General features: G+C 65.6%; 15 protein-coding genes. All 15 read right to left on the reverse strand.

The genetic code is table 11. The features are described from left to right. Positions 1 to 2: 2 nt before the first annotated feature. Entirely contained in the window at positions 3 to 737 is a 735-nt protein-coding gene (locus FHD67_RS07880) for a biotin--[acetyl-CoA-carboxylase] ligase (RefSeq protein ID WP_246071261.1), read from the reverse strand. Between the two features lie 25 nt (positions 738 to 762). Then, entirely contained in the window at positions 763 to 2,223 is a 1,461-nt protein-coding gene (gene nuoN, locus FHD67_RS07885) for an NADH-quinone oxidoreductase subunit NuoN (protein WP_139598377.1), read from the reverse strand. A gap of 10 nt (positions 2,224 to 2,233) precedes the next feature. Continuing rightward, positions 2,234 to 3,787, reverse strand: coding sequence for an NADH-quinone oxidoreductase subunit M (locus tag FHD67_RS07890; RefSeq protein WP_045998821.1), 1,554 nt, complete (start codon positions 3,785 to 3,787; stop codon positions 2,234 to 2,236). Between the two features lies 1 nt (position 3,788). Then, positions 3,789 to 5,927 (reverse strand): NADH-quinone oxidoreductase subunit L, encoded by a 2,139-nt coding sequence (gene nuoL / locus FHD67_RS07895; protein WP_139598378.1) that lies wholly within the window; start codon positions 5,925 to 5,927, stop codon positions 3,789 to 3,791. Between the two features lie 4 nt (positions 5,928 to 5,931). Then, complete coding sequence (nuoK, locus tag FHD67_RS07900; RefSeq protein ID WP_042248542.1) at positions 5,932 to 6,237, reverse strand: NADH-quinone oxidoreductase subunit NuoK; 306 nt, start codon at positions 6,235 to 6,237, stop codon at positions 5,932 to 5,934. A 58-nt stretch (positions 6,238 to 6,295) separates the two neighbouring features. Beyond that, the gene (locus FHD67_RS07905; RefSeq protein ID WP_045998819.1) at positions 6,296 to 6,898 is read right to left on the reverse strand and encodes an NADH-quinone oxidoreductase subunit J; all 603 of its coding nucleotides are present in this window, start codon (positions 6,896 to 6,898) and stop codon (positions 6,296 to 6,298) included. Further along, positions 6,895 to 7,308, reverse strand: coding sequence for a carboxymuconolactone decarboxylase family protein (locus tag FHD67_RS07910; RefSeq protein WP_045998818.1), 414 nt, complete (start codon positions 7,306 to 7,308; stop codon positions 6,895 to 6,897). The genes FHD67_RS07905 and FHD67_RS07910 overlap by 4 nt, the downstream gene beginning before the upstream one ends. Beyond that, positions 7,305 to 7,796, reverse strand: coding sequence for an NADH-quinone oxidoreductase subunit NuoI (nuoI, locus tag FHD67_RS07915; RefSeq protein WP_139598379.1), 492 nt, complete (start codon positions 7,794 to 7,796; stop codon positions 7,305 to 7,307). The genes FHD67_RS07910 and nuoI overlap by 4 nt, the downstream gene beginning before the upstream one ends. Before the next feature lie 3 nt (positions 7,797 to 7,799). Beyond that, positions 7,800 to 8,831, reverse strand: coding sequence for an NADH-quinone oxidoreductase subunit NuoH (nuoH, locus tag FHD67_RS07920; protein ID WP_045998816.1), 1,032 nt, complete (start codon positions 8,829 to 8,831; stop codon positions 7,800 to 7,802). An 18-nt stretch (positions 8,832 to 8,849) separates the two neighbouring features. Continuing rightward, positions 8,850 to 9,596 (reverse strand): hypothetical protein, encoded by a 747-nt coding sequence (locus FHD67_RS07925; protein WP_045998815.1) that lies wholly within the window; start codon positions 9,594 to 9,596, stop codon positions 8,850 to 8,852. A gap of 5 nt (positions 9,597 to 9,601) precedes the next feature. After that, on the reverse strand, positions 9,602 to 11,614 hold the full coding sequence (nuoG, locus tag FHD67_RS07930) for an NADH-quinone oxidoreductase subunit NuoG (protein ID WP_139598380.1): 2,013 nt from the start codon (positions 11,612 to 11,614) through the stop codon (positions 9,602 to 9,604). Positions 11,615 to 11,624: 10 nt separating this feature from the next. Continuing rightward, a complete protein-coding gene (locus tag FHD67_RS07935; protein ID WP_045998813.1) occupies positions 11,625 to 12,026 on the reverse strand; it encodes a DUF5333 domain-containing protein in 402 nt (133 codons plus the stop codon). A 101-nt stretch (positions 12,027 to 12,127) separates the two neighbouring features. Then, the gene (gene nuoF, locus FHD67_RS07940; protein ID WP_045998812.1) at positions 12,128 to 13,423 is read right to left on the reverse strand and encodes an NADH-quinone oxidoreductase subunit NuoF; all 1,296 of its coding nucleotides are present in this window, start codon (positions 13,421 to 13,423) and stop codon (positions 12,128 to 12,130) included. A 24-nt stretch (positions 13,424 to 13,447) separates the two neighbouring features. Then, the gene (locus FHD67_RS07945; RefSeq protein ID WP_045998811.1) at positions 13,448 to 13,657 is read right to left on the reverse strand and encodes a DUF5337 domain-containing protein; all 210 of its coding nucleotides are present in this window, start codon (positions 13,655 to 13,657) and stop codon (positions 13,448 to 13,450) included. Beyond that, entirely contained in the window at positions 13,657 to 14,217 is a 561-nt protein-coding gene (locus FHD67_RS07950) for a hypothetical protein (protein ID WP_052715055.1), read from the reverse strand. Before FHD67_RS07950 ends, FHD67_RS07945 begins: the two co-directional genes overlap by 1 nt. Between the last annotated feature and the right edge of the window lie 26 nt (positions 14,218 to 14,243).

The raw sequence follows: 14,243 nt of genomic DNA on the forward strand, positions 1-14,243 counted from the left end.
ATCTAGCCCCCGAAATGGATGTCTGCGGCGGAAATCGCCTGGCGTCCGCGCGGACCCGTCAGGATCAGGGCGCCGGTTTCGTCGACACCGTCGAAGCGCCCGGTGATCTCGGCGGTGCCGGTGCGGGCGGTGATCGTCTCTCCCAGCCTTGCGGCGCGGGCCAGCCAGGCCGCACGGATCGGCGCAAAGCCATAGGCCGCCATCTGCCGCATGCCTTCGTCGAAACGGACGGCCAGCGCGTCCAGCAGATCGTCGGGCGTCATGGTCAGGCCGGTCTCTCCGGCCAGGCTGACCGGACGCAGCGCGCCGGCCTCGACCTCGGACGGCTCCGGGGCCTCCGCCAGATTGACGCCGATGCCGATCGCCAGGACCGCGACCTGTCCCCCTGCCCCGCTGCTCTCCAGCAAGATGCCGGACAGCTTGCCGCCGTTCAGCAGGACGTCGTTGGGCCATTTCAGGGACAGGTTCAGCGCCGGACCGCACAGATCGCGCAGCGCGTCATGCACGGCCAGCGCCGCGACGAAGGACAACCGTGCAGCATCAGCCGCAGCCCCCTGCGGCCGCAGGACCAGCGTCGCGGCAAAGTTTCCGGGCGGATCCGTCCAGGCGCGGCCGCGGCGGCCACGGCCGGCCTGCTGTTCGCGCGCCATAATCCAAGCCGGCCCGCCAAGCGTCGGGGCCAGCCTGAAGGCTTCGGCGTTGGTGCTGTCCACACGGTCCAGGACATGGCGTGCCACGCCCTGGGGCCATGTGGCGGGCGGGTTATTCACCCGCAACCGTGGCTTCACCGACCAGCGACTGCGCGGCCAGCGCCGCGGCATCGTCGATGCCCAGCAGGGTGATCGAACCCAGCAGCAGCGCGAAGGCCGGCACCAGCAGGGCGGCGTACTGCACGCTGCCCATGCGGCTGGTCACGCCCTCGGTCTCGGCGCCGAAGTACATGTAGTACACGATGCGCAGGTAGTAGAACGCGCCGATGACCGATGCGATCACGCCGGCGACCGCCAGCCATGCCATGCCGCCATCGACCGCTGCCGACAGCACGCCGTACTTGGCCCAGAAACCGACCAGCGGCGGCACGCCCGCAAGGCTGAACATCAGCAGCAGGACCGCCATCGCCTTCAGCGGCTCGGCGCTGGCAAAGCGGTTCAGGCTCTCCAGGTCGGTGATCGGGCGGCCGTCGCGTTCCAGCGACAGAATGAAGGCAAAGCTGCCCACGTTCATGACCGCATAGATGGCCATGTAGATCAGCATGGCCTGCACCCCATAGGCAGTGCCCGCAGCCAGGCCGACCAGCGCAAAGCCCATATGCGCGATCGAGGAATAGGCCATCAGACGCTTGATGTTGCGCTGACCGATGCCCGCGATCGAGCCCAAGAACATCGACAGCAGCGCCAGCACCGCGATGATCTGACCCCAATCGGCCGGCACGTTCCCGAAGGCGTCGAACATCAGCCGCGCGATCAGCGCCATCGCCGCGACCTTGGGCGCAGTGGCCAGGAACGCGGTCACCGGCGAGGGCGAGCCTTCGTAGACGTCGGGCGTCCACATGTGGAACGGCACGGCGGACACCTTGAAGGCCAGGCCGACCAGCAGGAACACCAGACCGAACAGCAGGCCCAGGGGCAGGCTTCCCGCCTGAACGGCCTGCATGATGCCGGCGAATTGCGTGGTGCCGGCAAAGCCGTAGACCAGCGACGCACCATAGAGCAGCAGGCCAGAGCTGAGCGCACCCAGCACGAAATACTTCAACCCGGCCTCGGACGACTTGACGCTTTCGCGGCGCATCGCGGCGACGACGTACAGCGCCAGCGACTGCAGCTCCAGGCCCATGTACAATGACAGCAGGTCGCCGGCCGACACCATCACCATCATGCCGACAGTCGCCAGCACGATCAGGATGGGGTATTCAAACCGCATCAGGCGATGCCGTTCCATGTACTCGGCGCTCATCGCCAGGACGGCGGCGCCGGACAGCAGGATCGTGACCTTGGCGAAACGACCGAAGGCGTCGTCCATGAACATCCCGAAGAACGCGCTCTGCTGCGGGCGGTCAGCCATGCCCACCACCATCGCCGCCGCCAGAAGCGCCGCCACGCTGGCCCACAGGATCTGCCGTGCGATCCGGTCCTTGCCCAGATAGGCCCCCGCCAGCAGCGCGGCCAGCGCATAGATCGCCAGCAGCAGCTCGGGCAGAATGGTGGAGATATCCAAACCGGTCATCGTGCGTTCCTCAATGGCTGGCGGTGGCCGAGGCCAGGTCGCCCGTCGCCGCATCAGCAGGCAGCGCGTCGTTGTAATTCACCAGCAGCGCCTGGACCGAGGGGCCGGTGATGTCGGTGACCAGGCGCGGATAGACGCCCAGGATCAGGGTCATGGCGATCAGCGGCGCAAAGATCCAGCGTTCGCGCGGGGTCATGTCGGTGATCGTGCGCAGGCTTTCCTTGATCAGCGCGCCCATGGTGACGCGGCGGTAAAGCCACAGCGCATAGGCCGCCGACAGGATCACGCCGGTCGCCGCGACGAAGGCCACCCAGGTGTTGGCATGGAACGTCCCCATCAGGGTCAGGAACTCGCCCACGAAGCCCGATGTGCCGGGCAGGCCCACGTTGGCCATGGTGAAGAACATGAAGACCAGCGCATAGACCGGCATCCGGTTCACCAGACCGCCATAGGCGTCGATCTCGCGCGTGTGCATGCGGTCGTAGATGACACCCACGCAGAGGAACAGCGCCCCCGAGATGAAGCCGTGCGACAGCATCTGGAAGATCGCCCCGTCCAGACCCTGCTGGTTGGCGGCAAAGATGCCCATGGTCACATAGCCCATGTGGGCGACCGACGAATAGGCGATCAGCTTCTTCATGTCCGACTGCGCCAGCGCCACCAGCGACGTATAGACGATCGCGATGGCGGACATCCACAGGACGACGCCCTGCAGCAGGTCGGACGCCACCGGGAACATCGGCAGGCTGAAGCGCAGGAAGCCGTAGCCACCCATCTTCAGCAGAACCGCCGCAAGGACCACGGACCCCGCAGTCGGCGCCTGCACGTGCGCGTCGGGCAGCCAGGTGTGGACCGGCCACATCGGCATCTTGACCGCGAAGCTGGCGAAGAAGGCCAGGAACAGCAGCGTCTGCATGCCGCCGACGATGCTGAAGCCCATGATCGCCATCGTCTCGGACGGGAAGTCGAAGGCCAGCAGCTGGGCGATGTCGGTAGTGCCCGCAGTGCGTGCCATCGCGATCATCGCGACCAGCATCAGCACGGAGCCGATGAACGTATAGAGGAAGAACTTGAACGAGGCATAGATGCGGTTCTTGCCGCCCCAGATGCCGATGATCAGGAACATCGGGATCAGCCCCGCCTCGAAGAACAGGTAGAACAGGATCAGGTCCAGCGCCGCGAAGACGCCGATCATCAGCCCTTCCAGCACCAGGAAGGCGATCATGTATTCCTTGACCCGCATCTTGACGTCCCAGCAGGACAGGATGGTCAGCGGCATCAGGAAGGTGGTCAGCATGATGAACAGGACGGAGATCCCGTCGACGCCCATCTTGTAGCGCAGGCCCATGATCCAGGCGTGATCCTCGACGAACTGGAAGCCCGTGTTCGCAGGCTCGAAGCCCGACAGCAGGAACAGCGACACAAGGAAGGTCGCGCTGGTCGCGATCAGGGCCAGCCACTTGGCGTTCTTCTGCGATGCGGCGTCGTCGCCGCGCAGGAACAGGGCCAGGATGCCCGCCGCCACGATCGGCAGGAAGGTGATGATGGAAAGAAGGTTCGTCATGTCAGTGCGCGCCCCGCATCATCACCCAGATCAGCAAGCCCACGATGCCCAGAACCATCGCGAAAGCGTAGTGGAACAGATAGCCCGACTGCACCCGTCCGGCGAACCGGGTCAGGCGCGGGATGATTCCCAAGGCCAGCCCGTTGATGGCGCCGTCGATAACGGCTCCGTCACCGGCCGTCCACAGCTTGCGGCCGATCCAGCGCGCGGGACGCACGAAGATCGCGTCATACGCTTGGTCGAAGTACCACTTGTTCAGCAGGAACTGGTACAGGCCCCGCTGTTGCGCCGCCAACTGTCCGGGCAGTTCGGGACGGCGGATGTACATCAGCCAAGCCAGACCGAACCCGATCAGCATCGCGATGAACGGCGACACCTTGACCCAGGCGGGGACATAGTGGGCGTCATGCATCACATGGTTATCCGGCCGCATGTAGATCGCACCGGGTGTCACGGTATAGCTGGCGATGTCGGCCGGATCCTCGGCCGCGCCTGCGGCGGCATGGGTTGCGGCACCCTCGGGCTCCGCTGCTTGGGCCTCGGCCACGCTGCCTTCCAGGGCTGTGCCGGTGCCCGAGACGGCGGCGCCTTCGGCATGGCCGGCCTCCTCGTGGTGGACGGCGGCCTCGATCCCGAAGAAGCCGGCAACGCCCTCCTCCTCGAAGAAGCTGTTGTACCAGATCATGCCTGCGAAGATCGAGCCGAAGGCCAGCACGACCAGCGGCGCGGTCATCACGCGCGGGCTCTCATGCGCGTGGTCATGCGCATGATGATCGCCGCGCGGCGTGCCGAAGAACGTCATGAACATCAGCCGCCAGGAATAGAAGCTGGTCATCAGCGCGGCGATCACCAGCATCCAGAAGGCATAGGTGCTGCCGACGAAGGCGCTCTCGATCACGGCATCCTTGGACAGGAAGCCCGCGAAGCCGATATGGGTCAGCGGGATGCCCACGCCCGTGATGGCCAGCGTGCCGATCATCATCGCCGCGAAGGTCAGCGGGATCTTCTTGCGCAGCCCGCCATAGTTCCGCATGTCCTGTTCGTGATGCATCGCGTGGATCACCGAACCCGCGCCCAGGAACAGCATCGCCTTGAAGAAGGCATGCGTGAACAGGTGGAACATGGCGACCGAATAGACGCCGACGCCTGCTGCCACGAACATGTAGCCCAGCTGCGAACAGGTCGAATAGGCGATGACGCGCTTGATGTCGTTCTGGACCAGACCGACAGTCGCAGCAAAGAAAGCCGTGGTCGCGCCGATATAGACGATGAACATCTTGGCTTCGGGCGCAAATTCGTAAAGCGGCGACATCCGGCAGACCAGGAACACGCCCGCGGTCACCATGGTCGCCGCGTGGATCAGGGCTGACACCGGGGTCGGACCCTCCATCGCGTCCGGCAGCCAGGTGTGCAGGAACAGCTGCGCCGATTTGCCCATCGCGCCGATGAACAGCAGGATCGCCAGCACGTTGGCCGCGTTCCAGTCACGCCACAGGAAGGTCATCTCGGTCTGGGCCAGCATCGGGACCTGGGCGAAGATCTCGTCGAACTGGATCGACCCGGTCATCCACCACAGGCCGAAGATGCCCAGCAGGAAGCCGAAGTCACCCACGCGGTTGACGATGAACGCCTTCATCGCGGCCGCGCCCGCCGACTGCTTCTTGAAGTAGAAGCCGATCAGCAGATAGGAGGCGACGCCCACGCCCTCCCACCCGAAGAACATCTGCAGCAGGTTGTCGGAGGTCACCAGCATCAGCATCGAGAAGGTAAAGAACGACAGATAGGCAAAGAAACGCGCGCGGTATGGCTCGTCGTCGCCGAAGTTTTCGTCATGCGCCATGTAGCCGAAGCTGTAGAGGTGCACGAGCGCCGAGACCGAATTGATGACGATCAGCATGATCGCGGTCAGGCGGTCCAGGCGGATCGCCCATTCGGAGGTGAAGTCGCCCGAGACGATCCAGTCCATGACGGGGATGCTCTGCGGCTCGCCCAAGGTCAGGAAGACAACCCAGGACAGGGCCGCGGCGGCGAACAGGATGGCTGTCGTCAGGATCTGCGCGCCGCGCTCTCCGATCAGGCGCCATCCGAAGCCTGCAATCAGCGCACCCAGCAGGGGCGCGAAAAGAATGAACTGAGCCATGACCCTAACCCTTCATCACGTTGACATCTTCCACCGCGATCGTGCCGCGGTTGCGGAAGAAGACGACCAGGATGGCCAGGCCGATGGCCGCTTCGGCCGCGGCGACGGTCAGGATGAACATGGTGAAGATCTGCCCGCCCAGATCGCCCAGATGGGCCGAAAATGCGACGAAGTTGATGTTGACCGCCAGCAGCATCAGCTCGATCGACATCAGGATGACGATGACGTTCTTGCGGTTCACGAAGATGCCGAAGATCCCGGCGACGAACAATATCGCGCCCACGACCAGGTAATGTGTCAATCCGATCATCAGTTCAGTCCCTCCGGGCTCTCTCACCCGTTGATATTCCGTTGGCTGGGGCGGAGGCTTACAGCCCCTGCCCCGGCTTGACGTCGCGCAGCTGCATGGCCTTGGCCGGATCGCGGTGCATCTGGGCGATCACGTCCTGGCGCTTGACGTTGGTGCGGTGCCGCATCGTCAGCGTGATCGCCCCGATCATCGCGACCAGCAGGATCAGGCCCGAAATCTGGAACGGCAGGATGTAGCGGTCATAGAGCAGCAGACCGATCGCGTTGGTGTTCAGAACCTCGGTCGCCATCGGCACGGACCGCAGGGTCGCCGACTGGTCGCTGCTTTCCCACGCGCCATAGGCGATGGCCAGCTGCGCCAGCAGGACGATGGCGATCAGGCCGGCCAGCGGCAGATAGCGGGCGAACTCGCCCTTCAGCTTGGTGAAGTCCACGTCCAGCATCATGACCACGAACAGGAACAGCACCGCGACCGCGCCGACATAGACGATGATCAGCAGCATGGCCACGAACTCGGCGCCCAGCAGGACGAACAGCCCCGCGGCCGACAGGAAGGCCAGGATCAGCCAAAGCACCGAATGGACCGGGTTGCGCGCCAGCACCACCATGAAGCCGGCCGTGCAGACAGAGATGGCGAACAGGTAGAATGCGAATGTCATCATGACTGGGGGCTCCCCTCGGATTCGGTAAAGACGCCCTGGGCGATCTCCAGCGCCTTCTGCATCGCCGGCAGGCCGCCGAACATTCCCATCTGATAGATCACCTCGGCGATCTCGCGCGGGGTGGCGCCTGCCTCGATGGCGTGGCGGATCGTCATGCGCATCTGCGGTTCGGCCAGCGCGCCCTGCACGGTCATCGCCGCGATGGTCACCAGCAGGCGGGTGCGCGCATCCAGGCCGTCGCGGTTGAAGGTCTTGCCGAACCACATCTCCAGCATGTCCGCGGGCATGGTCGGGAACATCTTCTCGAACGCCTTGACGTCGAAATGCTCCAGCGCCGGATTGAAGGTCCGCGCCATCTCCTGTCCCTGGCTCAGCATCTGCTGGAACATCTTGGTGAAGGGATCGGTCATCTGTAGGGCGCGTCCATCGCCAGGTTGCGCGCGATCTCGGACTCCCAACGGGCGCCATTGTCCAGCAGCTTGTCCTTGTTGTAGAACAGCTCCTCGCGGGTCTCTGTGGCGAATTCGAAGTTCGGTCCTTCGACGATCGCGTCGACCGGGCAGGCCTCCTGGCAGAAGCCGCAATAGATGCACTTGGTCATGTCGATGTCATAGCGTGTCGTGCGGCGCGAGCCGTCGTCGCGCGGTTCGGCATCGATGGTGATCGCCTGCGCAGGGCAGATCGCCTCGCACAGCTTGCAGGCGATGCAGCGTTCCTCGCCGTTGGGATAGCGGCGCAGGGCGTGCTCGCCGCGGAAGCGCGGCGAGAGCGGACCCTTTTCGTGGGGATAGTTGATGGTCGCCTTGGGCGCGAAGAAATAGCGCATGCCCAAGCCGAACCCTTTGATGAAATCCACCATCAGGAAGTACTTGGTGGCGCGGACGAAGTCGAAAGCCATCTTTTACACTCCTGCCCAACGGGCCCAGAAGGTCCCGAAGACTTCGAATTTCGCAAGGAACGCCACGATCACGACCCAGCCCAGTGACAGCGGCAGGAACACCTTCCAGCCGATCCGCATCAACTGGTCATAGCGGTACCGCGGCACGATGGCCTTCACCATGGCGAACATGAAGAACCAGATGACCATCTTGAGGAACATCCAGATCGCGCCGTCCGGCAGGCCGGGGATGGGCGACAGCCAGCCGCCGAAGAACAGCAGGCTGATCAGCGCGCACATCAGCCACATGGCGATGTATTCGCCGGCCATGAACAGCAGATAGGGGGTCGAGGAATATTCGGTCATAAAGCCCGCGACCAGTTCGGATTCCGCTTCCGGCAGGTCGAAGGGCGGGCGGTTGGTCTCGGCCAAGGCCGAGACGAAGAACAGCACGACCATCGGCAGGTGCGGCAGCCAGAACCACGACAGCAGTCCCGCCCCGCGCTGCGCCTCGACGATGGCGGTCAGGTTCATCGAGCCCGCCGAGATGATCACGCCGATGATGATCAGGCCCAGGCTGACCTCATAGCTGATCATCTGCGCCGCCGACCGCAGCGAGCCCAGGAACGGGAACTTGGAGTTGGACGCCCAGCCCCCCATGATCACCCCATAGACCTCCAGCGATGAGACCGCGAAGATGAACAGGATGCCCACGTTGATGTCTGCCATGACCCAGCCCGGCGCGAAGGGAATCGCCACGAAGGCCAGCAGCGCCAACATCATCGACAGGAACGGCGCCAGGAAGAACACGAACTTGTCCGCGCCCGCGGGCACGACGATTTCCTTGACCACGAATTTCAGCGCGTCGGCGAATGTCTGAAGGACGCCCCAGGGCCCGACCACGTTGGGTCCACGGCGCATCTGCACCGCCGCCCAGATCTTGCGGTCGCCATAGACCATGTAGACCAGCGACAGCATCACGAAGACGATCAGCGCCAGGCCCTGCGCCAGCAGGATCAGCGCGATGCCCCAGGAGGATGCCCAAAATTCAGCCATGATGCCAGTCCCTTTGCCTTACGCCGTTGGAATGCCGCGTGCGTCGCATTCGCGCAAGGTCTCTTCCGTTTCCATCACCCGCAATCCCATCGGCTTGCTGTCCGACAGCAGGAACGCCGATCCGATCAGCAGCTTGCCGTTCCGTTCGGCCTGAAGCGTGCGGACATGCCGACCATAGGGGTTGCCGTTGTCGCGGGCCCAACCGGCCAATGCGCAGGTGGCATACGAGAACGCGATATCCGCGTCCACCCCCTGCTGCAGATTGGCCGTCACCTCGACCAGATCGGCGCCCGCGCCGCGGTTCAGCGGCACCACCTGCACGGCGATGAAGGATTCGGGCGCGATCTCGGTCCCCTCGGCCAGCACCGGCAGCGCGGGCTGGGTCCGGGCGGCGAACGCCTCCAACGCCTTTTGCTGCGCGGTCTTCTCCCGCGGGCGGTTGGGCGCGACCAAGCCTGCGAAATCCAGGTCCAGGTTCTGGTTCAGCGCCTCGAGGTCGGCCTCAGTCACAGCAAAGGCGTCGCGGCCGCCGGGGCTGTCCAGATCCATCGTCGTGACGCTGCCGTCCTCCTCCAGGATCAGGATCTCTCCCGACTGGCTGGACACGCGGGCGCGGCCAAGCCTGTCGCCCCCCGCCACCGAGGCCGCCACCGGAGGACGCGCCTCCGCCCCCCCACCGGTCGAGGTCTGCATGCAGCCCGACAGGGCCAAGACGGCCCCGATCAGGGCCGTCACCGAAGCGCTTGTCCGAACAGTGGGGGTCATCCTTGTTACTCCGCAGCCAACGCGGGCATATGGCGCGCCGCAGCCATGCGCGACAACTCTCCCATCAGCGGAGAGCTGCGTGCGATCGGGTTCGTCAGGTAGAAATCACGGATCGGGTTCACGAAGGCCGCCTGGCCCAGGTCCCGCATCGGCAGGGGCTGCCAGTCGCTCTCGACGACCTGATCGACCTGGCCCAGATGCGGCACGGCCTCGACCAGCGCACGACGCAACTGCGCCAGGCTGTCCCACGGCAGGGTCTGGCCCAGCTCGGCCGACAGGGCGCGCAGGATGGCCCAGTTCTCCTTGGCCTCGCCGGGCGCGAAATTGGCGCGCATGGCCAGCTGGGGACGGCCCTCGGTGTTCACGAACAGGCCCATCTCCTCGGTATAGCAGGCGGCGGGCAGGATGATGTCGGCGCGATGCGCGCCCCGGTCGCCATGGCTGCCCTGATAGATGACCACCGGACCCGCGGCGATCTCGACCTCATCGGCGCCCAGGTTGAAGATCACCTGCGCCCCGTCGATCGCGGCGGACATCCCGCCCTCGGTCACGGCACCCACGTCCATCGCACCCACGCGGCCCGCCGCGGTGTGCAGGACCAGCAGGCGCACACCGGTGGTCTGGGCCAAGGCCTGGGCGGCGGCCAGCACGGCCTCGCCGTCGGCCTCGCGCAGGGCGCCCTGCCCGATGATGATGATGCCCGCGTCCTCGGACTGTTCGGCCTTGTCCAGCAAGGCGGACAGCGCCGCACGGTCGGTGCCCGCATGGTCATAATCGAAGGTCAGATCGACCGCCGGACCGACGACCGTGACCTGCGCGCCGCGCGCCCAGGCCCGGCGCAGGCGGGCGTTCAGCACGGCCGCCTCGTCGCGCGGGTTGGTCCCGATCAGCAGGATGGACGCGGCGGTGTCGATATCCTCGATCACCGCATTGCCGACATAGCCCGACCGATTGCCCGCCGGCAGGCGCGCGCCGTCGGTGCGGCATTCCACTGAACCGCCCAGCCCCTCGACAAGCGTCTTGAGGCTGAAGGCCGCCTCGACCGAGGCCAGGTCGCCGACCAGGCCCGCGACCTTGCCGCCCTGCATCGCACGGGCGGCGGCGGTCAGCGCCTCGGGCCAAGTGGCCGGGCGCAGGCGGCCGTTCTCGCGCAGATAGGGGGTGTCCAGACGCTGGCGGCGCAGACCGTCCCAGACGAAGCGGGTCTTGTCGCTGATCCACTCCTCGTTCACCGCATCATGGTTGCGCGGCAGGATGCGCATCACTTCGCGACCCTTTGTGTCCACGCGGATCGCGCTGCCAAGCGCGTCCATGACGTCGATCGTCTCGGTCTTGGTCAGCTCCCACGGGCGGGCGGTGAAGGCATAGGGCTTCGACACCAGCGCGCCCACCGGGCACAGGTCGATGATGTTGCCCTGCAGGTTCGATTCCAACGTCTGGTTCAGATAGCTGGTGATCTCGCTGTCCTCGCCCCGGCCGGTCTGGCCCATCTGGGTGATGCCCGCGACCTCGGTCGTGAAGCGCACGCAGCGCGTGCAGCTGATGCAGCGCGTCATGTGGGTCTCGACCAGCGGCCCCAGGTTCAGCTCCTCGGAGGCGCGCTTGGGCTCGCGATAGCGGCTGAAATCGACGCCGTACGCCATCGCTTGGTCCTGCAGGTCGCATTCGCCGCCCTGGTCGCAGATCGGACAATCCAGCGGATGGTTGATCAGCAGGAACTCCATCACGCCTTCGCGGGCCTTCTTGACCATCGGGCTGTTGGTGCGGATCTCGGACGGGGCGCCGTCGGGACCGGGGCGCATGTCCTTGACCTGCATCGCGCAGGAGGCGGCGGGCTTGGGCGGGCCGCCCACGACCTCGACCAAGCACATCCGGCAGTTGCCCGCGATGGACAGCCGCTCGTGATAGCAGAAACGCGGGATCTCGATCCCGGCCTGCTCGCAGGCCTGGATCAAGGTCAGGTTCGGATCGACCTGGATCTCGATGCCGTCGATCTTGATTGTCCGCAATTCGGCCATGATGACTTCCTTATCTGGCACTCAGCAGCGATCCTGCGACCGTCTGCCGTGCGATTTCGTCCCGCCCGAGGCGGCAAAAGGTTTCCGGCTGTCCGTTCACGACACCGTTCTGGACCATATAGCGGTCTGCTTCGGCATAGATGCGTCGGCGATCCTCGCGGCTGTCCAGAAAGGTCTCGATCTCGGTCTCGGAATAGCCCTGATCCAGGGCATAGCGTTTCAGCGCGCGCGCCTCGCTGAAGGCACGGATCATCCGCGCGCTGATGTCGGGGCATCCCCGGCGCAGCATGTCGGCCACACGGGCCTGGACCAGCCGGTCGTTGATGTAGGTCTCCTGGCTCAGCGGCACCTGCGCGACGGCAGGAAGGGCCAGAAACGCCAGGGCGATGGCGGCAAGCATGGGTCGTTTCATCACGGCATCCTTTCGGTGATCACGTGCCTCCACGTAATCACCGGCCGGGCGCATTGCCCGACACGACCCCGTGCGGGGATCGTGATATGCCGCCGTCATGCTCATTCCGCGGCCAGCGCGCCCGTGCGCCCGGTCTTCTTGGCGATCAGGCGATCCTCGATCTCTCCGCGGAAATTGCGGATCAGGCCCTGGATGGGCCATGCCGCCGCATCGCCCAAGGCGCAGATGGTGTGGCCTTCGACCTGCTTGGTCACGTCAAGCAGCATGTCGATCTCCTCGACCTCGGCCTCGCCGGACACCAGGCGCGCCATGACGCGCATCATCCAGCCGGTGCCCTCGCGGCAGGGCGTGCACTGGCCGCAGCTTTCGTGCTTGAAAAAGGCGGACAGGCGCCAGATCGCCTTGATGATGTCGGTCGACTGATCCATCACGATCATGCAGCCGGTGCCAAAACTGGATTTCAGCTCGCGCATGCCGTCGTAATCCATGATGGCGTTCTCGCACTGCTCGGCCGTCAGGACCGGGCAGGAGGCACCACCGGGAATCACCGCCTTGAGGTTCTTCCAGCCGCCGCGCACGCCACCGCCATGCTTCTCGATCAGCTCTTTCATGCTGATCGACATGGCCTCCTCGACCACGCAGGGAGCGTTCAGGTGTCCGGTCAGCCCGAACAGCTTGACGCCCGCGTTGTTCGGACGGCCGAAGCCCGCGAACCACTCCGCCCCGCGGCGCAGGATCGTCGGCACGACGGCGATGGATTCGACGTTGTTCACCGTGGTCGGGCAGCCATAGAGACCCGCGCCCGCCGGAAACGGCGGCTTCATGCGCGGCATGCCCTTCTTGCCTTCCAGGCTTTCCAGCAGCGCGGTTTCCTCGCCACAGATATAGGCGCCGGCGCCGTGGTGCAGGTACAGGTCGAAATCCCATCCCGACCCGGCCGCATTCGCGCCCAGAAGCCCCGCGTCATAGCATTCGTCGATGGCGGCCTGCAGGGCCTCCTTTTCGCGGATGTATTCGCCGCGCAGGTAGATGTAGCAGACATGCGCGTTCATCGCGAAGCTTGCGATCAGCGCACCCTCGATCAGGGTGTGCGGATCATGGCGCATGATCTCGCGGTCCTTGCAGGTCGCAGGCTCGGATTCGTCGGCGTTGATCACCAGATAGCTGGGCCGGCCGTCCGATTCTTTGGGCATGAAGGACCATTTCAGACCGGTCGGAAAGCCTGCGCCGCCGCGTCCACGCAGCCCCGAAGCCTTGACCTGCTCGATGATCTTGTCGCGCCCGCGGCCGATGATGTCGCCGGTCCCGTCCCAATGGCCACGCTTCTGCGCGCCGGCCAGGCTGCGGTCGCCCATGCCATACAGGTTGGTGAAAATGCGATCCTGGTCTTTCAGCATCCGATACGTCCTTTATTCCCGGCGTCACGCATTCCTGCGCCGCCAGATACGCCAGGTCACGATCAGCGACCAGACAAAAGCGCCGATGGCGGCAAGGTCGGCCAGAAAGGCCCACCGCGCCGCCCAGTCATAGTGCTGCCCGATCGCCTGGATGGCGAGCCAGATCAGCATGGTCGTCGCGATCACGATCGCGACCAGCCGCATCTGGCGGGCGTCCTGCGCGGGGTCCGCCATCACCCCGCCTCCTGCCTGCGTGCGGCCAGCGCGCGCGCCTGCCCCACCCAATCGTCATTGCGGATGCGCGACGCGGCGCGGCCGATCCCGGCCGCCATGCGATCCACGTCGGCATCGTCCCAGGCCGCGATCTGCGCGAACCGCGTCACGCCCGCCTGTTCCAGCGCCTGCTGGACCTTGGGCCCGATGCCCTTGATGGCCCGCAGGTCGTCCGGCCCGCCGGCATAGATGCTGCGCGCGGCGTCCGGCGTCTCGCGCGGGGCGGCCGGCGGAATGGCATCCCCCGACGGCGCAATCTCGGGCGCAGCCGCAGGCGCCGGTGCCTGCCGGACGGGCGCGGCCGCGACAGGCTGAGACGGCAGCGGCATCGCGTCCCAATCCGGCGCGTCCATTCCGACCCCGCGGGGATCGCCAAGCCAAGCCACCATCAGGGCCAGCAGGCCACCCGCGATCAGCGCCAGCACCAAGGCCGCCAGCCAGCCCATCTGCCCGAACAGGCCGATGCCCAGAAAGACCAGCAGCGCCGTGACGGCTCCGGTGGTTCTGCTGGCGGGTGTCATGGCTGGCATCCTTTCTGCGGGTCGTC

It is taken from the genome of Paracoccus haeundaensis, from assembly GCF_006239215.1.
GTDB lineage: Bacteria > Pseudomonadota > Alphaproteobacteria > Rhodobacterales > Rhodobacteraceae > Paracoccus > Paracoccus marcusii.